The 25,192-nt window shown below is 62.6% G+C and carries 14 protein-coding genes; 11 read left to right on the forward strand and 3 right to left on the reverse strand.

The annotated features are described in order from the left end of the window. The first annotated feature begins 225 nt into the window (after positions 1–225). From AB5Z14_RS06005 to AB5Z14_RS06015, 3 genes are all read left to right on the forward strand, one after another. Positions 226–942 (forward strand): YoaK family protein, encoded by a 717-nt coding sequence (locus tag AB5Z14_RS06005; protein WP_117639796.1) that lies wholly within the window; start codon positions 226–228, stop codon positions 940–942. A 165-nt stretch (positions 943–1,107) separates the two neighbouring features. Beyond that, positions 1,108–2,274, forward strand: coding sequence for a lactaldehyde reductase (gene fucO / locus AB5Z14_RS06010; protein ID WP_022094861.1), 1,167 nt, complete (start codon positions 1,108–1,110; stop codon positions 2,272–2,274). 611 nt (positions 2,275–2,885) lie between these two features. Continuing rightward, entirely contained in the window at positions 2,886–3,929 is a 1,044-nt protein-coding gene (locus AB5Z14_RS06015) for a M42 family metallopeptidase (RefSeq protein WP_368130707.1), read from the forward strand. A gap of 136 nt (positions 3,930–4,065) precedes the next feature. Here AB5Z14_RS06015 and mnmA read toward each other — a convergent pair whose 3' ends face one another. Both mnmA and cysK read right to left on the reverse strand, forming a co-directional pair. Further along, positions 4,066–5,289, reverse strand: a complete 1,224-nt coding sequence (mnmA, locus tag AB5Z14_RS06020) for a tRNA 2-thiouridine(34) synthase MnmA (RefSeq protein WP_368130727.1) — start codon at positions 5,287–5,289, stop codon at positions 4,066–4,068. Between the two features lie 57 nt (positions 5,290–5,346). Beyond that, complete coding sequence (gene cysK / locus AB5Z14_RS06025; RefSeq protein WP_368130708.1) at positions 5,347–6,285, reverse strand: cysteine synthase A; 939 nt, start codon at positions 6,283–6,285, stop codon at positions 5,347–5,349. A 253-nt stretch (positions 6,286–6,538) separates the two neighbouring features. On the opposite strand from cysK, the gene AB5Z14_RS06030 reads away from it, so the two are divergent. Then, positions 6,539–6,967: an RrF2 family transcriptional regulator gene (locus AB5Z14_RS06030; RefSeq protein WP_368130710.1), complete on the forward strand. Its 429-nt coding sequence runs from the start codon at positions 6,539–6,541 to the stop codon at positions 6,965–6,967. Between the two features lie 144 nt (positions 6,968–7,111). On the opposite strand, the gene AB5Z14_RS06035 is transcribed toward AB5Z14_RS06030, so the two are convergent. Continuing rightward, entirely contained in the window at positions 7,112–7,477 is a 366-nt protein-coding gene (locus AB5Z14_RS06035; RefSeq protein WP_055250947.1) for a phage holin family protein, read from the reverse strand. A gap of 322 nt (positions 7,478–7,799) precedes the next feature. Between AB5Z14_RS06035 and AB5Z14_RS06040 the strand changes: the two genes are divergently transcribed. The 7 genes from AB5Z14_RS06040 to AB5Z14_RS06070 all read left to right on the forward strand — a co-directional run bounded on the left by AB5Z14_RS06040 (position 7,800) and on the right by AB5Z14_RS06070 (position 25,133). Further along, complete coding sequence (locus tag AB5Z14_RS06040; protein WP_022094855.1) at positions 7,800–8,099, forward strand: YerC/YecD family TrpR-related protein; 300 nt, start codon at positions 7,800–7,802, stop codon at positions 8,097–8,099. A gap of 157 nt (positions 8,100–8,256) precedes the next feature. Further along, positions 8,257–11,406 carry a PD-(D/E)XK nuclease family protein gene (locus tag AB5Z14_RS06045; protein ID WP_368130711.1) on the forward strand — a complete coding sequence of 1,050 codons (3,150 nt, stop codon included), beginning with the start codon at positions 8,257–8,259 and terminating at the stop codon, positions 11,404–11,406. A gap of 3 nt (positions 11,407–11,409) precedes the next feature. Further along, positions 11,410–15,042, forward strand: a complete 3,633-nt coding sequence (locus AB5Z14_RS06050; protein ID WP_368130712.1) for a UvrD-helicase domain-containing protein — start codon at positions 11,410–11,412, stop codon at positions 15,040–15,042. A 178-nt stretch (positions 15,043–15,220) separates the two neighbouring features. Continuing rightward, entirely contained in the window at positions 15,221–19,024 is a 3,804-nt protein-coding gene (dnaE, locus tag AB5Z14_RS06055) for a DNA polymerase III subunit alpha (protein ID WP_368130714.1), read from the forward strand. A gap of 28 nt (positions 19,025–19,052) precedes the next feature. Next, complete coding sequence (locus AB5Z14_RS06060) at positions 19,053–22,517, forward strand: DEAD/DEAH box helicase (RefSeq protein WP_368130715.1); 3,465 nt, start codon at positions 19,053–19,055, stop codon at positions 22,515–22,517. A 150-nt stretch (positions 22,518–22,667) separates the two neighbouring features. Then, positions 22,668–23,030, forward strand: coding sequence for a desulfoferrodoxin family protein (locus AB5Z14_RS06065; RefSeq protein WP_089572163.1), 363 nt, complete (start codon positions 22,668–22,670; stop codon positions 23,028–23,030). 117 nt (positions 23,031–23,147) lie between these two features. After that, the gene (locus tag AB5Z14_RS06070) at positions 23,148–25,133 is read left to right on the forward strand and encodes an NAD(+) synthetase (RefSeq protein WP_368130716.1); all 1,986 of its coding nucleotides are present in this window, start codon (positions 23,148–23,150) and stop codon (positions 25,131–25,133) included. Positions 25,134–25,192 lie beyond the last annotated feature (59 nt).

Here is a 25,192-nt window from a genome sequence, read left to right on the forward strand (position 1 = left end):
CTTTTTGGGACGGGGCTAAAAAGACTGGTGGAGTACATGGGCTGGCGGATCGGCGTGTCGATGCGGGTATCGGCGCCGCGCCCGCCGTTTGTTTCCAGACTGTGTATCCGCGCGTTGGGGAGCCCGTCTCGCGCGCATGCCATGTTGTCAATGGGTTACAGTATGAACGGCGGCTATGTTTCCGCCAACGCACGAGAGAATCGTCAACAAGGAGGATGCACGACGATGCAGCGTGCCAAACAGATATCGGAGTCTATTGAGCTGGGCATCATCTTGGCGCTCGCCGGTGGCTTTATGGATGTGTATTCGTACATTGGGCGCGATCATGTTTTCGCCAACGCGCAGACGGGCAACATCCTGCTCGTGGGCGTGAGCATCTCGGAAGGCAACTGGGCACTGGCGGGGCGCTACTTCTTCCCCGTGGTGTCGTTTGCTGTGGGCATTATGCTTGCCGACCTGGTTCACGAGCGGTTTGGCAGTGTGATTCACTGGCGCCAGGTGACGGTGTTTTTTGAAGCCGTTATCTTGCTGGGCGTGAGCTTTATCCCGGGCGGCGGTTACAACCTGCTCGCCAACTGCCTCACCTCGTTTGCCTGCGGCATGCAGGTCGAGAGCTTCCGCAAGATCCACGGTCACGGCATCGCCACGACCATGTGTATCGGCAACCTCCGTAATGCCTTGCAAAACGTGGACGACTACATCATCACCCACAAGCGCGGCTTTTTGGAAAACGGCCTGCTGTACTTTGGCGTGATCTTTACCTTTGTGTTTGGCGCCGTGTTGGGCAACTGGTGTATTGAGCGCATGGGCCTGCACGCCATCGTCGTGGCGAGCGTGCTGCTGTTTGTCGCGTTTGCCATCATGTTCATCGACCGCGAGCGCGACTTGCGTTTTCGCTGGAAGGTTGCGGCCGAGGCTTGGAAAGAGGGCTGTCGAAAGTAACCGAATGCGGCAAAGGGGTTGTCCCTTTGCCGCAATATTTTTCATCTTCTGTTGAAACGCTTTAACAATTTTGACGTTCTCACGTGTTTTTTGTTTCAAAAGCGTTAGGATGGGACTCATAGCGTGGGGCGTAATGGGTGCCCCGCACACGATGGGAGGCTATCAATGGCTAATCGTTTCGTTCTCAATACCATCTCTTATCATGGTTCCGGCGCTATCAAGGAGATCCCCGGCGAGCTCCAGCGTCGCGGCTACAAGAAGATCTTCGTCTGCTCCGATCCCGACCTGGTCAAGTTTGGCGTTACCGCCAAGGTGACCGACGAGCTCGACGCCGCCGGCATCGCTTGGAGCCTCTACTCCGAGATTAAGCCCAACCCCACTATCCAGAACGTCAAGGACGGCGTCGAGGCCTTCAAGGCCGCCGAGGCTGACGCTATCGTGACCATCGGTGGCGGCTCCTCCATGGACACCGCCAAGGCTATCGGCATCATCATCAACAACCCCGAGTTTGCCGATGTCCGCAGCCTCGAGGGCGTTGCTCCCACTAAGAACCACGCCGTGTTTACCATCGCTGTGCCGACGACCGCCGGTACCGCTGCCGAGGTGACCATCAACTACGTCATCACCGACCCCGAGAAGGTCCGCAAGTTCGTGTGCGTCGACACCAACGACGCCCCCGAGGTCGCCGTCGTCGACCCCGACATGATGGCTTCCATGCCCGCCGGCCTGACCGCCTCCACCGGCATGGACGCTCTAACCCACGCCATCGAGGGCTACACCACCAAGGGCGCTTGGGAGCTCTCCGACATGTTCCACTTTGAGGCTATTAAGCTGATCAGCGAGAACCTGCGCGACTCCGTCGCCGAGGCCAAGTCCGGCCAGCCCGGCTCCGGCCGTGAGGGCATGGCTCTTGGCCAGTATGTCGCCGGCATGGGCTTCTCCAACGTTGGCCTGGGCATCGACCACGCCATGGCTCACACCCTGTCCGCTCACTACGACACCCCGCACGGCGTCGCTTGCGCCATGCTGCTGCCGATCGCCATGGAGTTCAACAAGCCGGTTTGCGCCGAGCGTCTGGCCAAGGTTGCCGTCGCCATGGGCGTTGACACCACGGGCATGAGCACCGACGAGGCCGCCGACGCCGCCATCGCCGCCGTCAAGCAGCTCTCTGCCGACGTGAACATCCCGCACGTCTGCGAGGCCATGAAGGCTGACGAGATCGAGGTCCTGGCCAAGGACGCCATGGCTGACGCCTGCTTCCCGGGCAACCCGCGCGAGGCGACGCTCGACGACGTCATCGAGCTCTTCAAGAAGATCTGCCCGGCTGCCTAACTTGGTTCGGCGGGCCCCTGCCCGTTAGCCCTACAATCGTCCTCGGACATGTCGGAAGCCCCCGCTGCGCACTTCGTGCGGCGGGGGCTTTTTGTGCCGCGCCGATGCCCCGATATGGGCAAAACCAAGGCATGCTGCCCGCTGCGGATAGGTGGTGCACTTCCCAGCGTGCATTTTTGGGAGTATTCAGCAAGCTCTGAAAAATGCATAACGTTGTGAATGGGCCGTAGTGGCCCGCGGCGCCCATCGACAGTCCTTGTGGGCGGGCTATCGATGGGCGGAGATGGCTGTCGCCGCGTTTTTGGTTTGCGCCGGCCTGCAACACTGCTGTAACCACGTCGTTATGTCGGTTGTGATGGGGCCGTTGGGGCCCACGGTGCTGAATACTCCGTTTTTTGCACGGTCTAAGGTGGGGTACCCTGAGACGAAGCAAAAAGATGCCTCATTTCTATGCAGATACCGATAGGATTTATGCAAGATTGGGATTGTAAACCGTGCGCGTGCAGAAAACCGGTGCGGGGACGTCTGGAGGCGGTTCGGCTCCTGGGGCATTGCACGTGCAGAACGGTTAAAATCGGGACTCGGTCTTAGTTTTACTTGGAAGGATGCATATGGCTTCTAATGTTGATGCTTCTCTAGAGGAGACGCTCTCCTATATTACTGACCAGTTGAAGGCGCTTACCTCGATTGCTTCGCCTACGGGCTATACCCGTGCGGCGACTGATTATCTGATGGAAACGTTGCGCGAGATGGGGTTTGGGCCCGAGCGTTCCAATAAGGGCAACGTGTTGGTTGAGCTTGGTGGCGAGGGTGAGCCGCTCGTACTGGCGAGCCATGTCGATACCCTGGGCGCCATGGTGCGCTCCATTAAGGACAATGGTCGCCTGCGCCCCACGACGCTCGGTGGGCACCAGTGGTCTACGGCCGATGGCGAGAACTGCACCGTCTACACGCGTGACGGCAATGTGTATACGGGCGTGATCCTCAATACCGAGCCTTCGGCGCACGTGGCCGATGAACCGGTCAAGACCATCGAGAAGAACATGGAAATCCTGCTCGACGAGAACGTTGACAGCAAGGACGATGTGCTCGAGCTGGGTATTCAGACCGGCGATATCATCGCTATGGATCCGCGCACCACGGTGACGGAGAGCGGCTACATCAAGAGTCGCTTCCTTGACGACAAGCTGTCGGCGTCGATTCTGCTGGGTTTGGCCCGCGCCGTTGTTGGCGGCGAGGTGACGCTTTCGCGCAAGGTATCGCTGCTCTTTACGGTGTACGAGGAGGTCGGCCACGGCGGTGCGTTTGTGCCGGCCGACACGCGCGAGATGATCAGCGTGGACATGGGCTGCGTGGGCGACGACCTGGGCTGCACCGAGCGCATGGTTTCGATTTGCGCCAAGGATTCGGGCGGTCCGTACAACTACGACCTGGTAACCACGCTGTCCAACATCGCGCGCGAGCTGGAGCTCGATTACGCCATCGATGTGTACCCGCACTACGGCTCCGACGTCGAGGCCACGCTCTCGGCCGGCTACGACATTCGCCATGGTCTGATCGGCCCCGGCGTGTACGCGAGCCACAACTACGAGCGCAGCCACATCGACGGTGTGCGCAACACCTACGAGCTGGTTCGCGCCTACGTCCAGCGCTAACGATGCAGCGGCCTCGGCTGACACAATAGCGCCGACCGAGGCCGTCCTCTCAAAGTTGCGGTGAAATAGGGACTGTTTGGCGGTTTTAAACGCTTAAACAGTCCCTATTTCACCGCAACTTATAAAGGGGATGGGGCTATTTGATGGCTGCCGTAACGGTGCCGCCGCCCAGGACGACGTCGCCGCGATAGACGACGACGGCTTGGCCGGGGGCGATGGCTCGTTGCGGCTCGTCAAAGGTCAGCAACATTTGCCCGTCTTCGCCGCGCGTAAGGGTCGCTGCCTGGTCTTTCTGACGGTAGCGGTACTTGGCGCCCACGCGAATGCCGCCGGCATCGAGCTCTGCCTCCATGCGGTCGGCCGGGGCGCTCCAAATCCAGTCGTTGGCCGTGAGCGCCGTGGCCGTCAGGTCCTCTGCCTCGCCCAGATGCACGGTGTTGTTGACGGCGTCGACACCCGTTACGTACACGGGATGCGCCATCGCGACGTCCAAGCCCTTACGCTGGCCGATGGTGTAGCGCAGCGCGCCGTTGTGGCGCCCAACCACGCTGCCGTCGCGCCATACGATGTTGCCCGGTGCAGCGGCATGTCCGCAGCGGCGCTCGATATAGCCCGCGTAGTCGCCGTCTGGAATAAAGCAGATGTCCTCGCTTTCGGCCTTCTTGGCGTTAACAAAGCCCTGCTCGGTGGCTATGCGGCGCACGTCGCGCTCTTTGTCTAGGCCTGCCAGCGGAAAGATCGTGTGCGCCAGGCGCTCCTGCGTGAGCGAATACAAAAAGTAACTCTGGTCCTTTTTGGGGTCCTCGCCGCGATGCAGCTGCCAGGTGCCATCGGGCGCCTGGCTCGTTTTGGCATAGTGGCCTGTGGCGATGTAGTCGCAGCCCATATCCAGCGCCGCATCCAGCAACGCGCCAAACTTAATATGGCGGTTGCAGATGATGCACGGATTGGGCGTCAGCCCCTCCTGGTAGGCGTTCATAAAACGCTCGACAACGTTGCGGTCGAAGGTTTGCTGCAAGTCGAGCACGTGATGGGGTATCCCCAGGCGCTCGGCGACGGCCTTTGCATCGGCGATGTCGCGGTCGACCTTACTCATGCCCGTGGCGGGATCGGGCGCGGGGCAGGTGAGGCGCATGGTGGCACCGACACATTCGTAACCCTGACTTTTGAGCAGATACGCGGTCACGCTGGAATCGACGCCGCCGCTCATGGCGACGAGCACGCGCTTGTTGTGCATGGGGAGGTTCTCCTTGGTGGCATGTGGCCAAAAAAGAAAAGCGGCGCGGGAGGCTGGTTCCGCGCCGCAGACATTGTAGCAAGTTCGGGCGTCCTGTGGGACACCCTGTTGGGATGAGCTCAGGCTGCCAGAAGAGAGGGGAGACCGGCGTGCCTTGGACTCGTTCTAAGAACGAGAGCTCTAGTCCTGGAAGAGTGCCGTGGACAGGTAGCGCTCGCCGGTGTCGGCGAGCAGCGCCACGATGGTCTTGCCCTCGTTCTCGGGGCGCTTGGCCAGCTGCAGTGCGGCCCACACGGCGGCGCCGGACGAAATGCCCACGAGCACGCCCTCCTTGTGGCCCACGGTGCGGCCGGTGGCAAAGGCGTCGTCGTTCTCGACGGGGATGATCTCGTCGTAGACCTGGGTGTCGAGGACGTCGGGCACAAAGCCGGCACCGATACCCTGGATCTTGTGCGGGCCGGCCTGGCCCTTGGAGAGCACCGGGGAGGTGGCGGGCTCGACGGCGACGACCTGAATCTCGGGGTTTTGCTCCTTGAGGAACTCGCCCACGCCGGTCACGGTGCCGCCGGTGCCGACGCCGGCGACGAAGATGTCGACCTTGCCGTCGGTGTCGTCCCAGATCTCGGGGCCGGTCGTGGCCTTGTGAATGGCCGGGTTCGCGGGGTTCACAAACTGGCCGGCGATGATGCTGTTGGGAGTCTCCTTCTGCAGCTCCTCCGCCTTGGCGATAGCGCCCTTCATGCCCTTGGAGCCGTCGGTGAGCACGAGCTGCGCACCGTATGCCTGCATCAGCTTGCGGCGCTCGACGGACATGGTCTCGGGCATGGTGATGATCACCTTATAGCCGCGGGCCGCCGCCACCGAGGCGATGCCGACGCCGGTGTTGCCGCTCGTGGGCTCGATGATGGTGTAGTCGCCGCCACGCACGAGCTTGCCGGCCTTCTCGGCCTCGTCAATCATGTTCTTGGCGACGCGGTCTTTAACGGACCCGGCGGGGTTGAAGTATTCCAGTTTGACGAGCACGCGGGCCTTGAGGTCCTCGTCGGCCTCAAAGTGGGTGAGCTCCAGGAGCGGGGTGTGGCCGATAAGCTGATCGATGGACGTGTAAACATTGCTCATGGTGAACCTCCAAAGTGTTCAAATGACTGGATACCGTGTGGTTTTACGGTGTGTGTAGCAGCGAAACCCACAAACCTTATAGGTTGTTCGTTTTGCTGTTGGGAAGCATACTAGACACTAAAGCCTAGTAATGCAATAGGAAATAGGAGTTTATTGCAAGTTGATTAACCATCTTGACCGGAACGGGTATTTTCAAAGCCAATATTTCGGCTAGAATTTCAACGAACTAAAAGACCGAAAGGCAGCACTATATATGTTGGTTTCTACTAAGGGCAGATATGCCCTGCGCGTTATGGTCGATCTGGCCGAGCACCAAGCGGCCGGTCGCATCCCGCTTAAAGAGATTGCGGCACGTCAGGGTATTTCGGAGAAGTACCTCGAGAATATTCTGGCGACGCTCGTGCGCGCCAATATGCTCTCGGGCATGCGCGGCAAGGGCGGCGGCTATGTGCTCACACGCCCGCCCGAGCAGTACACGGTGGGCGAGATCTTGCGCCTGACCGAGGGCAGCCTGGCGCCGGTCGCCTGTCTGGATGGCGACTGCAAGGGTTGCTCGCGATCTGATGAGTGCCCCACGCTCGACGTGTGGAAGAACCTGGACAAGCTCATCAACGACTACCTCGACGGCGTGACGCTCGATGCGCTCGTCGCCCCCAACGACGGCTACGACTACGTCATCTAACCCACACCTGCCATGTGGGGACAGGGTGGAAATGGCAGATTCTCTCGCCCTTTGAGACTTGGCAAATAAGAAGGCCGCCCATTTTTTTGCGATGGGCGGCCTTCGTTTTGGGCTGTTGAGACGGGCGCGGCCGGAATGGTCGTTTTAGCCCTCGGCGATGCTGTCGAGGATGCTGCGCATGATGGACACCAGGATGCTGCCCATAAAGGCCGATCCAAAGCTGGCGATGGAGATACCCGCGCCCAGCAGATTGACCGACAGGTAGCTGGCCAGCTCGAGCATAAAGCTGTTGACCACAAGTTGAAAAATACCCAGCGTAATGATCGTGAGCGGCAGCGAGATGACCGTCAGGAACGGCTTGACGAGCGAATCGACGATGTTCAGGAACAGTCCCACGAAGGCGAAACAGACCCAGGCCTCGGCAAAACCGAAGGGCTGGATGCCGGGAACGAGGAACGTGGCGATCGCGATGGCGATCGAGGTAAAGAGCCAGTTAAGCATAAAGCGCATGGTGTGAATCCTTTCTTGCGCATGGCGTGGTGAGGGAGCGTAAGGGGCACATGCCTTTGCAACTTGGATGGGTGCGGGGCACGGTCCTGTTTGGGCGCCCATTGTCTCAGATATTCGTGGAGCTTGCGTGCGCATTCGGTTTCAAAACGGCGTTCGTCCTAGAAAACGCGCCGCTGGCAGAGAGTTTTGCCGCTTTAGTTTGGTGGTGTGCTAAACTGCTACGGGCAAAAGCCACAGGCGTTGCCCTATTGCATAGAACGGGCGAACGATGCCCGATGTCAGTATCAACTTCGATGCCTTTTGGCGGGTTTGGCGGTGATCGATGAATATCGAGAACATGTTTGACAAGCCTGATGTCAAGCAGCTGGTCCACGCATTTAGTCTTTTGGACGACGAGAAAGATATCCAAGCGTTTTTAACCGATATCTGTACACCGCGCGAGATCTGCGATCTTTCTCAGCGCCTGCAGGTTGCGCGTTACCTGGACGAGGGCGAGCCCTATGTCGAGGTTCAGGCGCGTACCGGCGCTTCGTCCACCACGGTGAGCCGCGTGTCCAAGGCACTTAATGGCGAGTACGGTGGCTATCGCAAGATCCTCATCAAACTGGAGGATGGCGAGTAGGCCAGCGGCAACAAACGAATTGCGCAGAACCGTCCCTTCGGGGGCGGTTTTTTGATCCTTTGGGGACGGAGGAAATCTGTTGGCGTGGGGCAAATCTGTCCGCGTGGGCGGGTAGGATGGATGCATTGATTATTGCGAACGGTTTGAGTGGAGGACCATGCCTGTTCGAATCTATTCCACCAACGCCGGCGCGGATTTGAGCGATGCCGAGGCGGCGCTGCTCGCCGACCTGGTTGCTCGCCATGGACGTGCCGTTTTGCTGGCGCCTACGTTTGCCGAGCTCGATCTGTGCCGTCACGATGCCGCTGCGTCCGGCGCTTCCCTGGGTGTTGACTACAAGACCCCTTCGTCGTGGCTCCGTTCGTTGTGGGAGCTTTTGGGCGATGGCCGCAGCTTTGTGGACAACCTGCAGCGCCAGATGTTGTTTTCGGATATGATTGCCCGCCGCGACGATGCCGACCTGCAACCGCTTTCGCGCAGTCAGGGCACGGTGCGCATGCTCGCGCGTATGGCCCGCGATGTGCTGCCGGGTGTGGCAGGGACAGGTGCCGAGCGTTGCTGCGACAACGTTTGCAAGCCCAAGCCCAAAAGCGACGCCGAGGCTCGCGTGTTTGAACTTTTGTGCGCCTATGCGTGCGGCTCGGACCGTCGAGATATGGTCGAGCCCTGCGAGGCAGCTGACATTATGGCCGGTGCCCTGGCCGATAACCTGCCGGCGTGCACCCGCGCCGTATGCGCGCGCGGTATCACGTCGTTTACGCACGGCCTGCTCGAGCTGCTGTCTGCCGTGGCGAACAATGGGGGAGAGGTCGTCGTGCTGCTTGCCCGCGAGCAGGCGGCGATGCGCGAGGAGCTTGCCGCGGCATTTGATGCCCGCGACGTGCTGTTTGAGGCCGCGCCGCTGGGGGAGGGCGCCGCTGCGCCCCAGATTGCCTCCAAGTCCGCCGCTCGGCCTACCTTTGTAGAGGTTGCCGGCCCTCATGCCCGCGCCCGCGCTTATGTGGATGCTCTTGAGAACCTGGTCGCGGCATGTGGGGAGTCCGTGTCGCGCGACGGCGCCGCGACAAACTCCGACCCCACGCGCGTGCTCGTTGTTTCCGCCCGGGCACCCCAGCTGTTCGGCGAACTCGCTGCCCGTTTGGCGGCGCGTCACATTGCGGCCGAGACGACTGAGTTCACGGCGTTTTCCCAATCCATTGCGGGCAGGCAGTTTGCGGCGCTTGCCAGCCTGATCGAGCGCATGAAGGCCGCCGATGAGGGCATGGCGTCAAAGACCGAATGGTGGCCCGCGCCGGAGCTTACCGACTGGATCTACAGTCCGCTTTCGGGCGCTGATGCCGTCAATGCCCGTACCTTCGATAAGAACATGCGTCTCTCGCGCAGCAAGACTACCGCGGGCGTTAAGAGCCTACTTCAGAGCGTCCAAGGCCAGGTGAGGGGCGCGCGCAAGGCGGCGAGCGACGAGAACTGGTTTAAGAACGTGCCGTGTGTGGTTTCGGACGTGTTCCAAGCGCTGTGGCGCGACAAACCCGTGACGGCGCTCAAGGCCATGCTTGCCGTTGCCGAGGCGTTGCCCGATCGCTCGCTGGGCAGCTTGGATGGCCAAGCCCGTCGCCAGGCGGAGGTGGCTCTGCTGCGCCACGTCATCGACATCCTTATGAACGATGCTCGCGCGCTCGACGTGTCGCAGGCCGCGACCGTGCCCGTGCTCGATGGCATTCGCACCAAGGTGGACAAGCGTAGCACCGCCTACGATTACGAGACCTACGAGGTTGACCGTGCGCCACGCGCCCAAGTGCGCTTTGCTTCGCTTGCCGATGCGGCAGGCCTGCGCCCCGATAGCTACGATGCCGTGCTGTTTGCCGACGTCGACCTGGACAGTTATCCGCTCTCACATGAGGAGGGCCCGCTGGTCACGCTGACGGCAGAGTTAGATCGCAGCGGCGTGACGCTTGAGCCTGCGGCTTTGCTGCGCGCACGCTTTGGCCGCGCGATGCAAGCGGCACGCGGTCCGGTTGCGCTCGCTCGTGTGACCCACGATCGTCAGGCGCGCGAGTGCTATCCGGCGGCCGTGTGGACTGAGTTGCGTGCGCACGCCAAGGCCGCCGACGCCAAGGCCGCTGACGCCGACAAGACTGCTGACAACGCTAAGGCCGCTGGCGCCGACAAGGCGAAGTGCGTGGGTGAGGGCGATATCGTAAGGGACTTCGATCCCGCGGCAGGCGAAGGTCTTAGGCGCGAGCGCGTGACCTGCGAAGCTCCTCAGCATCTGAGCGATGAGGCCGTGCCGTATTTGGTCCTGCGCCGTCGTGACGGCGAGGGCGAGGGCGCGCCGCTTGTGCCGCGCCTGACGTCCGCCTCGCAGATCGAGGCCTATTCCACCTGCCCGCTGTGCTGGTTCGTCTCGTATCGCGTCAAACCCCAGTCGATCGACGCCGGCTTTGGCAACATGGAGAAGGGCAACTTTGTCCATGACGTGCTGGAGCACTTGCATGCCCGTCTGCCCCAGGTGGGCATGGAGCGCGTGACGCCCATGAATCTGCCGCGCGCGAAGGAGCTGCTGCACGAGGTCTTTGCCGAGACCCTGGCCGAGCACGCCGGCAAGCGCGGTACCGAGGGCCCGCTGGTGCCGCTCTCTCCAGTGGAGGAGCGCCAGGTGGCCGAGATTTTGCCGCAGCTGGAGGGCGTGCTTGCCTACGAGTCCGAGGCGCTTGCACCCTTTGCCCCGCGCTACCTTGAGTTCGCCTTTAATGAGCTTAAGGTCGAGTATGCCGGCTGGCCGCTTGGCGGGCGCATCGACCGCGTTGATGTGGATGCCGAGAATCGCGCCGTGGTAATCGACTATAAGCATCGTTCGGGTGTCGAGGAGTTTAAGCTCGCCGACCCCACGGTGCGCGACGAGGAGTCGGGCGAGGCCCCCATCGACGACCCGCGCTGGCTGCCGCCCCATACCCAGACACTCATCTACGCGCAGGCCATGCGTCGGGCGCTGGATCTGGATACCCGCGCCGCGCTCTATTTTTCGACCAAGGGCGGCAAGCCCGCGCTGCGCGGTGCGGCGAGCGCCGAGTTGCTTGAGGAAGAGCGCGGCGACGGCCGCATTCCGGGCCTTAAGAAAGGTTTTCCCGGCGAGGGCGGCAGCATGGACTTCGACGCCCTGCTCGATCGCGTGGAGGACGGCATCGCCGAGCGCCTGCGCGAGCTCGAGGCAGGCAACGTTGCCGCCGTCGACCCGACGTCGGCTCAGGCCGCGCATGCGCGCTGCTCGTATAACCACGAAGGAACGTTTGTAAGGAGGGACGTGTAGACCATGGATCTTTCGACTTTGATGCCGCAGCAGCTGCAGATCGTCAAAACGCTCGACCGCCCGCTGTTTGTCTCGGCGGGCGCCGGTTCGGGCAAGACCTTTACCCTCACGCGCCGCATCGTCTACGCGCTCTCGCCCGAATCCGGTCCGTTCGTTGAGCATCTGGACCAGGTGCTCGCCATTACCTTTACCAAAGATGCCGCGGCCGAGATCCGTGACCGCGTGCGTCGTGCGCTTATCGAAGAGGGTATGGACGAGGAGGCCCTGACCGTCGACGACGCTTGGATCTCGACCATTCACGGCATGTGTTCGCGCATCCTGCGCGCGCATGCGCTGGAGCTGGGCATCGATCCCGAATTCACGGTGCTCACCGATACCGACGAGCTTATGGATCAGGCTGTCGAGCATGTGCTGGGGCGCGCGACGGCGCCCGATGCCGCGCCTGAGCTCGCCGCCCCGCTTAAGGCCCTCTACGCTTGGTATCCCATGGCGGGCGAGGGCGGGCCGTTTGGCGCCGGTACCACCATCAAAGGGCTGGTGCGCGACCTGCTGGAGCTATCGAGCCAGCTGCCGGGCGGCATGGACGATGTGCGCGTGGCGCGCGGCCAGGCTGACACCTCTGCGCTTGCCGACGCCTATCGCGCGGCGTTGGGTGCGAGCAAGGCCGCGACCGAGAAAGCGCAGGTGGCACTCGATGCCATCGACGCGTTTGAGGCGAGCGGCAAAACCATGGAGGATGCGGCGCGACTCATGATGTCGTGCAGCATGCCTCGGGCGAGCAAAGCGTTCCCCAAGGAGCAGGTCGAGCTGCTCAAGGCCGAGGCCGCCGATGCGTTTATCAATATCGTGCTCGCCTGCGGTGGTCCCGCGCTCGATGCACTGGTGGGGCTTGCTCGTGCTGTGGAGGCGGAATACCGCGCGCTCAAGGCTGACCAGTCCGCGCTTGATAACAACGACCTGCTGCGCATGGCGTACGAGGCGTTGCGCGATTACCCTGCCATTCGTGCTGCGTACGAGGGCCGCTTTAAGATGGTCATGATCGATGAGTTCCAGGATACCGACCAGATGCAGGTCGATTTGATCCGTTACCTGACGGGCGCGGGGGAGCGCGCACTGTGCACCGTAGGCGATGCGCAGCAGTCGATCTACCGCTTCCGTGGTGCCGAGGTCGAGGTGTTCCGTCGCCAGGAGCGCAAGGTGGGTTCGACGACGGCGTCCGAGACGGTCGCCACGTCCGATGCCCCCGCCGGCGAGCTCGTCAAGCTTGTACGCAACTTCCGCAGCCACGACGAGGTGCTGCGCTATGTGGCGCGCGTCTTTGACGGCGACACCGGTGGTTTGATGCAGGGGTTCTTGGATCTTGAACCGAGCGACGAACGCGAGGACAAGCTCAAGGCGAAGACATCGCGCCGCCAGGCGATCTTCGTTGCCGGTGGCAGTACGCAGGAGCGAACGCAGGCGAAAGCTCGCGCGATTGCGGAGCGATTCCAAGCACTCGTTAAAGCGGGCCAGCCCCAGGGCAGCATGGTCCTGCTGCTGGGCCGCATGACCAACGCCGATGTCTATGCGCAGGCCTTCCGCGACCAGGGGCTCGACTGCGTGATCGCAGGCGGCTCGGTCTTTGCCCAGGCAGCTGAGGTGCAGACGGTGCGTGCCCTGGTCTGCGCACTCGCCAATCCGGCCGATACGGCGCAGGGCCTCATGCCACTGCTCGCCTCGCCGATGTTTGCGCTCGGCGCCCAGGAGTTCCTGGCGCTGGCGACCAAACTGGACGACCAGACGGGGGAGACCTCGCGCCGCAACATCGATGCGGGCATCATGAGCGATTCCGATGTGCCGGGTTTGCAAGACTTGCCGCTCGTGACGCGCGCCCGCGAGGTGCTGCGGTATGCGCTTCGTCGCGTGGGCCGCGATTCGTTCGCCGCCATCGCGCGCGATACTGTCAACGCCTCCGGCTGGTTTGTGCGTCTGGCACAGCGTGGTCCCGAGGGCAAGGCCATTGCCGCCAACGTGCTTAAGGCGCTCGATGCCGTGGCCGAGGCGGAGGCCGAGTTCGGTAACTCGCCGCGTTCCATTGCGCTTGCCTTCGACCGCTTCTTGGCGGGCAAGGAGGCCCCAGGTGCCCTCAACGAGGAGGGCGACGGCGCGGTGCGCATCATGACGGTGCATGCCTCCAAGGGCCTGGAGTATCCGATCGTGGCGGTTGCGGAGTGCTTTGGCGTGCGTAAGTCCTCGGGTGCGGCTCAGATGGGGCGTGTCGAGGGCGGAGCGCAGGTCGTGGCGCTGCCGGCGCGCTTCGACGGCGTTAAACTCGCGGACGGCACGTTCGTAAAGGGCGATGACGTCAAAAAGCAGTTTGAGCATGCGTTTAAGGGTAAGGGCACGCCGCTATGGTTGCCGCCGGAGCTCATGGAGGATGTCTGCGCGACGGGTTCTCCCGCCGAGGCATTCGTTCGCCTGCGCAACCACGACCTGCAGCTTTCGCTCGAGGAGCGGGCTCGCTTGCTCTATGTCGCCATGACGCGAGCGCGCGAGCTGGTCATTCTGGCGATGGATGTCGGCGTGAGCCGCGGCAAGGTGACGGCGCCGACCTTCGATGTCGAGACGGATCTGACCTACGACGTGCTGCGCCGCATCCTGCCGACCGACAGCCTGGACATGCCGCAGCTCGATAGCGACCGTTTGGTGTTCGACAACTCCAAGCCGGGCGACTACGAGCTCATCTCGCTGGCGGACTTTACGTTTGGCGAGCAGACGTTTGAGGTCAACGCTTCGCTGGATGTCGAGGGCAGGCTTGTCCGCGGCGATGCGGAGCCGGAGGGTGCCGGTGCGGATGCCCACGCCGCTGTTCCCGGTCCTGCCGACCCCGAGCCCGATGCGTTTGAGCTCGTGTATCCCCAGGCGGTGGGCGTGCGCATGGGCACCTGCCCGTATCCGGCGCGCGATTCGTACAGCTACTCGTCAATTGCCGCGGCGCTGCATGCCGAGTCCGAGGACCGAGCCGCCGAGGCGCATGTGCCCATGGACGAGGCTGGCGATGATGCGGAGTCGGATGGTTCCGAGATGACGGATGCAGGCGTGGCCGCCGTTGAGCCCGCCGGCAACCCCATGGCGCTGGGCTCGGCGTTCCATGCCGCCTGCCAGTGGCTGATCGAGATGGGTGCCGATGCGCTGCCCGCTGAGCGTGCCGATGCGCTGGCGCGCCTGTGGTGCCTGACGCCGGAGCAGCGCGAACGCTTCGACGTTGCCCTGGACCGCTGGCTCAAGTCGGCTGCTCGTGCCGACCTGCTCGCGTGGCCGTGCGTTCGCGCCGAGGTGCCGTTCTTCTCGCTGGGCTGCGAGGACGAGGACATCGCCCGCTACGGTGCATATGCCGAGGGCGCCATCGACGCTTTGGCGACGAACCCGGCGGATTCGTCATGCGCGCTGGTCATCGACTACAAGACGGGCGGGACGCCGGACGAGACGCCGGAACAGCTGCAGGAGAAGCACGCCCTGCAGGCGCGCGTCTACTCCGATGTGTTGCACAAGGCGGGCTTTGAGGCCGTGACCGTCAAGTTCGTCCGCGTGGAACAGCTGGATCCAACCATCTTCGTCGAACCCGCCGAACCTCAAGTAGTCACCTACAACCTCTAGCCCTCAGATAACTTGCGGTGGAATACGGACTGTTTTGGTCAAAAAAGCCGCCAAACAGTCCGCATTTCACCGCAACTGCAAGAGGAGCCGTGTGGGTTTGGGCTAGGTTCGGGTGCCGTCCGCGCTGTGCGGTAGAATCGTAACCCTAAGATCACGAACCCGCATCGGAGCTCATCACATGGCATTCGTCCATCTGCACAACCACACCGTCTTCTCCATGCTCGACGGCGCAACCCGTATCCAGGATATGGTCAACCGCGCCGTAGAGCTGGGCATGCCCGCCGTCGCCATTACCGACCACGGCTACATGTATGGCGTGCCCGACCTGGCGCTGGCCTGCGACGCCGTCAACCACAACACGCCCGAGTACAAAACCTGGAGCCACGACAAGGCCTTCTTGGAAAAGGACCGCCGCGACGAGCTGGTGGAGCCCGATCCCGAGGAAAACCCGCGCGAGCATGCCCAGTATGTGAAGGACATGGCCATGTGGGACGAGAAGGGCAACATCGACGAGCTCAAGCCGCCCCTGGTCATCAAACCCATCTTTGGCTGTGAGGTCTACTTTACGCCGGACGAGACGCTCGCCCGCGACCATAAGCCCGAGCTCTACCACATGATTCTTCTGGCCAAGGACCAGGAGGGCTACGTCAACCTGATGCAGACGGTCTCCGAGGCCGCCGTGCAGGGCTTTTACTACAAGCCGCGCGTGACGCTCGACAACCTGCGCCGCCACGCCAAGGGCATGATCTGCACCAGCGCCTGCATCGCGGGCATCATTCCCAAGTACATCGACCGCGGTGACATGGAAGGCGCCATCAAGTGGGCCGAGACCTTCCGTGACACCTTCGACCCCGGCGACTTTTATATCGAGATCCAGGAACACGGCATCACCACCGACAACGGCCTGACCGACGAGCAGATGGACCGCGCGCTCATCGATATTGCCAAGCAGGTGGGCGTCAAGGTCATCGCCACCAACGACTTCCACTACCTGCGCCGCGAGGACGCGCCCGTGCAGGACGTCATCATGTGCATTGGCATGAACGCCAAGGTCGACGACCCCAACCGCATGCGCATGACCGGCTCGGAGTTTTACATGAAGACCGAGGAGGAGATGCGGGCGATGTTCCCGTATTGCCCCGAGGCCTGCGACAACACGCTCGAGATTGCCGACAAGTGCTATGTGGAGCTGGACTGGGACTCCATCATCCTGCCGCGCTTCCCGTTGCTCGATCCCGGCGAGACGCACGAGAGCCAGTTCCGCCGCGAGTGCGAGAAGGGCCTGCGCCAGCACTATGGTGACGATTGGGCCACGCGCGAGATCTGTGGCGTCAACATCAAAGAGCGCTTTGAGTACGAATACAAGGTCATCTGCGACAAGGGCTTTGCCGCCTACTTTTTGATCGTCGCCGAATACGTGCAATGGGCCAAGGACAACGGCATCGGCGTCGGCCCTGGCCGTGGCTCGGCAGCCGGCGCTATCGTCGCCTACGCCATGAACATCACCGCGTTTGACCCGCTCGAGAACGGCCTGATGTTCGAGAGGTTCCTGTCCCCGCAGCGTACCGAGATGCCCGATATCGATATGGACTTCGACGATGAGCGGCGCCTCGAGGTCGTGGAGCACGTTCGCCAGCTCTACGGCCCCGAGAAGGTCACCCACGTTATCACCTACTCGACCATCAAGGCCAAGCAGGCCATCAACGACGCCGCGCGCGTTCTGGACTACCCCGTCTACATGGGCCAGCGCCTGTCCAAGATGGTCTCGAGCGACCCCAAGGTCAAGCTCAAGCAGGTACTCGAAAAACAACCCGGCAAAGAGGATCTGTTTAACCCCGACTTTGCCGAGGCCTATAAAAAGGACGACGACGCCCGCCGCATCATCGACACGGCGCTCTCGATTGAGGGCCTCACCCGTGGCGAGGGCGTGCACGCGTGCGCCGTTCTGATCTGCCGCGACCCCGTCAACGAGCATGTGCCCACCAAGCTCGATACCAAGGGCGGCGTCGAGATTACCCAGTACGAGGGCCATACCGTTGCCGACATGGGCCTGCTCAAGATGGACTTCCTGGGCCTGCGCACGCTGACGGTTATCTCCAAGGCCAAGGCCAACATCAAAAAGAACTTCGGCATCGACATCAAAGAGGAAGAGATTCCCTTTGACGATCCCGAGATCTTTAAGCTCATGGGCTCCGGTCACACCGCCGGCGTCTTCCAGGTCGAGTCCGCCGGCATGACGGCCACGATCAAGAACATGAAGCCCACCGAGTACAAGCACGTCGTGGCATTGATCGCTCTATACCGCCCGGGCCCGCTGGGCGCCGGCATGGTCTCGTCTTACATCAACCGTATGAACGGCAAGGAGCCGGCCGTCTCCTACGACGACCGCCTGGACGACATCCTGGGTGAAACCTACGGCACCATGGTCTACCAGGAGCAGGTTATGCTCATCTCCGTCGAGATGTGCGGCTTCTCCAAGGGCGAATCGGACTCGCGTATCCGTAAGCCCGTGGCTAAGAAAAAGATCAAGCTGCTCACGTCGACGGTGCTCCACTGGGAGGATGGCTCCGACGAGACCACCTACGACCACTGGATGAACGGCGCTATCAAGAACAACTACACGCGCGAGGTCGCCCAGAAGATTTGGGACGATGTTCTCGAGTTCGCGTCCTACGCCTTTAACAAGTCACACTCCGCTGGCTACGCCATCCTGGTTATGCAGACGGCGTGGCTCAAGGCGCACTATCCGCACGAGTACATGGCGGCCGTTCTGACGTCCTATACGGGCAAGACCGACAAGATCGTTCACTACGTCTCGGCGTGCCGTCACGACGGCATCCCCGTGCTTTCGCCAGATGTCAACGAGTCCGGTACCGAGTTCACGGCTACCAAGGAGGGCGTGCGCTTTGGTCTGGCCGGCATCCGCGGCGTGGGCACCGGCGTGGCGCAGGCGATTATCGCCGAGCGCGAGGCTGGCGGCCCGTTTAAGACGCTGCACGACTTTGTCGAGCGCGTGGACTCGAGCCAGGCAAACCGCCGCGTGATCGAATCGCTCATCAAGGCAGGCGCCTTTGACTCCACGGGGTATCCGCGTCGCCAGATGATGCACTTTGTGGATAAGAACAACCCCGAGAACATCATCGATGCCGCGGTGAAGCGCCAGAAAGATCGCGCGAGCGGCCAGACGTCGTTCTTCGATATGTTTGGCGACGTTGAGGGCTCGGGCTTTGAGGTGAGCGTGCCCGATCCGGATGGCCAGGAGTGGGACCGCCACCTTAAGCTGAGCCAGGAGAAGGAGGTTCTGGGCATCTATGTCTCGGACCACCCGCTGCGCCCGTTTGAGTATGCGCTAGCCAAGGCGCGCGACTTCTCGTTCTCGCAGATCGATACCGGCTACGAGGTGCAAAACCCCACGGGCGGTACCATCAACCAGGAGATTCCCGAGGGCAAGGCGCTGTGGTGGGCCGGCATGGTCTCGAGCGTGTCCAAGCGCGTGACCAAAAACGGCGACCCCATGGGCATTGTGCAGCTCGAGGACATGGAAGGCGAGGCCACGGTCGTGGTGTTCCCCAAAACCTACAAGGAGGCCGAGGGGTACCTGTACGGCGAGGTCGATCCCGAGACCGGCGCGCAGCTGTCCGATGCGTTTGTGCGCATTAAGGGCAAACTCGAGCGCTCGGACCGCGGCGACCAGATCATCGCGCAGGAGATCGTGCCGCTTGAGCTTAACGAGGAGAACAACAAGCCCAAGGTGTTTGAGGTCATGGTGCCCAACAGCCGCTTTAGCCAGGGCAATATGGCGCGTCTTGCCACGGTGCTTACCGCCAACCCGGGCGGCGACCGCGTGGAGATCTTTATCGAGCAGGTGGACGGGCGCGTACTGCGTGCCGAGGTACCGGCCAAGGTCAACGCACGCTCGATTCCGCTGTTGGCAGAGGCAAAGGCGATTGTGGGTAACCAGGGTCGCGTGACGGTTATCTAAGCTACCCCGGGTGAGATTGGAGGAAGTGATGGCGCAGGGGACGTTTGTGCAGGCGCTTCGCAAAGAGGCGGCGTTGAGCGGCACCTTTATGAAGGGCCGCTCGCTCATGCTCAACGGCGCCGTGCTGTCGATTGAGGACAGCGGCTCGCGCTTCTCCAAAAACGTGACGGTTGAGGGCTCGGTGCGCGGCTCGCGCGGCGACCTGTACAAGACGCACGTGGCGCTCGATATGGACGAGCACGAGGTTATCGACTACGACTGCGACTGCCCCGCCGCATACCGCTATCCCGGTATGTGCAAGCACGCCATCGCCACAGCGCTGGCGTACCTGGACACCAGCGGCATTGAGCCTGTTGAGGGGCTGCGCACGCCGGTTCGCACGTTTACGGCGCAGCCGAAACAGCCCGCGCGCGCCGCGTCCGCCGCGCCGGCCGTCAACCCCAACTTTCCCTTCCCGGCGCCCGTCCCCACGAGCCCGAGCCTTGTGGCGGCGCTTTCCGATCTTTCGGACGCGCGCATGGATGAGCTGGCGAGCATGCGCCGCAAACTAGCCGGTGCCGTTGATCCCGACGCCCCCAAAGCGGCGTTGGAGCCCTCGTTGGTGCCGTACTACAATCCGCTGTTCGCTGACCGCTTTAGCTGGGCGCTCGAGTTCCGCATTCGCTGTGGATCGGTCTCCTACGTGGTCAAGGACATCGACGGCATGGCCGATGCCTACGTGCGCGGCGGCACGTTCTCCTATGGCAAGAAGCTCACGTTTGTCCATTCACCTGAGGCCTTTGACGAAACATCGGCAAAGCTGCTCAACCTTGTTGTGACGACAGTTGCCTATCTCGATGACATCACAAGCTCGCGTTCGGCGTCGTACGACTTTGCCCGCAGTGGTTTTGTTGCCGAGCGTCAGTTGCCGCTGTCCGAGCATAGCATCGTATATGTGCTGGACCTGCTGCGCGGCCAGACCATCTCCTTTGAGCCCGCCTGGTCGCGGGGGATGACGACGCATCGCACCTACGACGTGGCGGTTGAGCTGTCTCCGCAAGGGGAGGACGAGGCATCCGCTAAGCGCCCACCGCTGCTTGCCGCCAAAATCGCGCCGGCGGCTGGTGGTAGCTATGACCTGCGCCTGCCCGCCGATATGTACTGCTTTGCGTCGGGCGATGCCGCCTACTTGGTTGACACGCGCCGCGCGCGCCGTACCGACGCTGCATTTGCTCAGCATGCCGCACCTTTTTTGTCGCGCTTGCTGCCGTGCCGCACGCCCGCCCATATTGCCGCCGAGCAGGTGGGTGAGTTCTGCCGTATGGCGCTGCCCATTTTGCGCGACTACACCGACCTCACCGCGCCCGCCGCGCTCGATACCGTGGCACCCGAGCCGAGCTTTGCTATGGCGATCGGTGTCGACGATGGGCTCGTGACCTGCAAAATTACGGTTACCTACGGCGATTGGTCGGCGGATCTCTTTAGCCTGGGCGCTCCGGGCAGCCCCTTCGAAGAGCAGCGCCCCGGTGTGCCGCCCCGCGACGAGGTGGCGGAGTTTCGCGTTATGGATACGGCGGCCCTGTACTTCGATTTCTACGAGGGCGGTCTGGCGTTTGAGGAGCGCGATGACGCCCGCTTGTTCTGCCTGCTGACCGAGGGCTTGTCCGCCCTGTCCGAACTGGGTGAGGTCATGCTCAGCGACCGTCTGCGCCAGATCTCGGTCCGCCCCGCGCCCAAGCTCTCGGTTCGTGCGACCGTTAAGAGCAATCTGCTCGACGTCGAGCTGGGCGCGAGCGGGCTTTCGGCGGCAGATCTTGCCATCTATCTGGACTCGTACAAGCGCCACCAGACGTTTGCGCGCCTGACGTCCGGCGACATCGTGCGCCTGGATGAGGGAGCGCGCGCCGCGTTTGGCCTTGCCGAGGACCTGGGTGTCGATGCCGTCGACCTGCTCGACGGCGTGTCGCTTCCCGCGTCGAGCACCCTTTTTGTCGATAGCATGCTCGCGCGCACGCCGGCGCTCGAGGCCGATCGCGACGCCGCGTTCCGCCGCACCGTCGAGCGCCTGGACACGCTCGGCAAGATGGACTTTACGGTACCCGCCTCGCTCAAGGCAACGATGCGCGGCTACCAGGTCGACGGATACCAGTGGCTCGGCTCGCTCGAACACCTGGGCCTTGGCGGCATCTTGGCCGACGACATGGGCCTGGGCAAAACGCTCCAGATGATTGCGCATATTCTGGCGCGCGTGGAGGCGGGGGACACCAAGCCCACGCTCGTGGTATGCCCGGCCTCACTCGTGTACAACTGGACCGCCGAGCTGGAGCGCTTTGCCCCGTCGCTCGATGTGTGCGCCATCGTGGGCGCCAAAGCTCAACGTCGTGTACAGATTGCCGGCGTGGCCGAGCATAGCGTGGTTGTGACGTCGTATGATCTTATGCGGCGCGATATCGACGAGTACGTCGAGCAGGATTTTGCCCGCGTGGTGCTCGATGAGGCCCAGTACATTAAAAACCCGCTCACGCAGGTGGCGCGCGCCGCAAAGCGCCTGCCTGCCGGCGTGCGCTTTGCCCTGACGGGCACGCCCATCGAAAACCGCTTGTCCGAGCTTTGGAGCATCTTCGACTTTTTGATGCCGGGCCTTTTGGGGACGCGCGAGTCGTTTGCCAAGCGCTTTGAGAGCCCCGTCGAGCATGCCGAGGGCGATAGCGCCGCTCGCCTGCAGGCGCTCGTGTCGCCGTTTGTGCTGCGCCGTGTTAAGGAAGACGTGGTGGCCGACCTGCCCGAGAAGATCGAGGACACCGTCATGGCACAGCTTACCGGCGAGCAACGCAAGCTCTACCTGGCCAACCAGGACCGCATCGCCCAGCAGGTGCAGCACCGCGAGGCTGGGGAGTTTAAGAAGGACAAGCTCAAGGTGCTCGCCGAGCTCACCAAGCTGCGCCAGATCTGCTGCGACCCGCGTCTACACTACGAGGATTACAAGGCGGGGAGCGCCAAGCTCGATACGTGTATGGAGCTCGTGCACGGCGCACTCGACGGCGGGCATCGCATCCTGTTGTTCAGCCAGTTTACAGGTATGCTCGATATCATCGGTAAGCGCTTGGCCAAGGAGGACATCGCCTTCCTTAAGCTCACGGGCGCTTCGTCTAAGGAGAGCCGCGCCAAGATGGTCGCGCAGTTCCAAGCGGGCGAGGTTCCGGTCTTTTTGATTTCGCTCAAGGCGGGCGGCGTGGGCCTTAACCTGACGGCGGCCGACGTGGTCATCCACTACGATCCGTGGTGGAACGTGGCGGCGCAGGACCAAGCGACCGACCGCGCGCATCGTATTGGCCAGCAACATACCGTGACCGTGTACAAGCTCATCGCCAAGGACACGATCGAGGAGCGCATCATGCAGATGCAGGAGTCCAAACGCGACCTGGTCAACAGCGTGCTCGGCGGCGACGGCATCTCCTCGGCGCTGTTTACCCGCGAAGATGTTCTGGCGCTGCTGGGCGGCGACGGGCGCTAACCCGCTCGGGTGGGGCCGCCAGGGCGGATAGCGCACGCTGCCCCATCGTCCCCGCCCGTTATGTGTTCATTTGCAATGCCGTGGATGGTTTGTCTGCCTTTGGGCATAAGAACCATCAAGAACATTGGCACGTCAGCAAAGGAGAACATCATGGCGAAATTCTTTAAGGACCCCGACGGTAAGCTCATTGCCGCCCTTGGCAACGACGTTGCAACCCCTGCCGGTTGCACGGAACTGACCGCAAACACTGAGGACGCGGCGCACGAGAAGCACGTGCCTGTTGTCGAGACCGAGCGCGACGGTCACGTGATTCGCGCACGCGTTGGCTCGGTCGAGCACCCCAGCCTGCCCGAGCACTATATTGAGTGGATCGCCCTTGAGGCCGAGGGCCGCTTAGAGGTCCATTACCTTGAGCCCGGCATGAAGCCCGCGACGTTTTTTGCCGGCGGTTCCAAGACCGGTACCGTCTATGCCTACTGCAACCTGCACGGGCTGTGGTCCGCGACATTCTAGGAGCGCGCCCCCGCTCGGGGTATCATAGCTAGCATATGCACATGCGAGCGCCGACTGCATCATGCGGCCGGCGCTTTTACTACGATTTCGATGGTTTACGACGGAAAGGGCTGAGCCATGAAGCTCGCGCTTGCACAGATCGATATGCGCCTGGGTGATATTGAGGGCATTTGCGGCCGCATCGAGGACCAGGCTCGTCTGGCCCACGAGCGCGGGGCGCGCGTGCTGTGCGTTCCGGCTCCGCTCTTTATGGGCGCCATGCCCGGGGGCCTGGTGGGCACTGCCGACTTTGAGCACGACATGCTTGCCGGCTTGACTGGTGTCGCCGAGCGTATCCAGGAGCTTGACATGATCTGCATCGTGCCCGCGGCGGTTTCGTTTGAGGGCCAGCCGCTGCTCGACTACATGATGCTCAAGGACGGTCATGTGGTGCCGGCGCGTTCGAGCATTGCCCTGCAGCGTGGTGAGAACAACGACACGCGTTGGGCGCCGCCGGTGTTCGACGTGGACGGCGTGCGCATTGCCGTGATTTTTGACTTGGACCGCGAACTCGAGATGTTGCCGACCGGTGTTGACCTCATTGCGTATTTCCAATTCAACGCGTTTGACATGACCGACCGCGAGACTGCTGCCATTGCCGCCGTACGCAGCGGCGCCTACCGCAAGATCGCATCCAAGCGCAGCGTGTGGTTTGCCTGCATGGCGCCGGTCGGTGCCTATGACGAGTCGGTGTATACCGGCGGTTCGTTTGTGCTCGACGACTGTGGTCGCGTGGTGGCCCAGGCGCCGTGTTTTGAGGAGAGCCTGCTGGTTCAGGAGATTCAGCGCGGCGTGATGCTCGATGCCCTGGAAGATCACGAACTGCCCGAGTTCCGTTCCGAGGAGTGGCTGTGGCAGGCGCTGGTGCTCGCCGTGCGCGACAACGCCCGAGCCCACGGTGCGTCGCGTGCTGTGGTGGCGCTCGAGGGCGACTTGCCGTCGTCCCTGCTGGCGGCGCTGGCCGTCGACGCTCTGGGCCCGCGTAATGTGATTGGCCTGGTGCTGGGGCGCAATCGTATCTTTACGCCGGCGCAGGAAGAGGCCGAGGCTGCCCGCTGTGCCGCCGTCCGCGCCATCGCCGAGCGTCTGCACATTCGCACCGTCGAGCGCGATGCACCGGATGCGGCGCGTGTGCTCGATCGCGACGTGTCGGCGGGCGATGCCGAGCGTCTGCGCTCGCGCACGCTGGGCCTCATGCTGGAGGACACGGCGCTCGAGCTGGGTGCGATGGCGCTGAGCCCACTGTCCAAAACCGAGTACGCGCTGGCGGCGCCGGCGCTTTGCGGCGGCTACCAGGGCGATTACGCGCCCTTTGGCGATGTGTACCTGTCGACGCTTGAGTTTGTGGCGCGCGTGCGCAACCGCACGTCTGCCGTGGTGCCCCAAGAGCTCGTGACGCTCAACGCGGTGGAAGATTGTATGGAGCGAGTGCTGGCGCAGGCGCTCTCGACGCTCGACGGTCCGGTCGATATGCTCGACCGCGCGGCACAGCTGCTCGGCGGGCTTGAGCCGGGTGAGGTCGATGGCGCGCTCGAGGCGCACGTGGACCGCAATCGATCTTTCGACGACATCCCGATGGCCGCTGGCAAGCCTGAGGCCTGCTCGCTGCTGCTGATGCTCGTGCGTCAGGGCGAGGCCGCCCGCCGCATGCTGCCGACGGCGTCGATCGTCTCAGCCCGTTCGTTTGTCGAGCGCGCCTGGCCGTACATGCTCGCGTGGTCCGACCTGGGGCTTAACGGCAAGGAGCGTATGACGGTCGATTCGCTGGCGCGCGCCGAGGTGCGCCGTTTTGCTGACGAGGATACGAGCGAGCGCGTGCGAAACGAGATGATGGGCGTGCTGGGCGAGCTACTGGGTATTTCGCCCGAACAAATGGAGGAGTTGCGCTCTGAAGACGGTCAGCGTCGTTTACACGAGGGAATGAAAAAGTTCGAGGGCGAGGTTCAGGACGCCATCGATAAGATGATGGGCGGCCAGGGCGGACCGCAAGGTGGTCCTCAGGGTGGCCCGATGCCGCATCCGCCGGTGGATCCGAGGCAGTTCCCGTTCTTTAGCCAGAACTAGGGCAGACGGAAACATTGCGGGAGAGATTCTCTTACACACATTGCTTCTGCCGAATCTAT

The sequence above is a fragment of the Collinsella aerofaciens genome (genome assembly GCF_040910265.1).
Classification (GTDB): Bacteria; Actinomycetota; Coriobacteriia; order Coriobacteriales; family Coriobacteriaceae; genus Collinsella; species Collinsella aerofaciens_BK.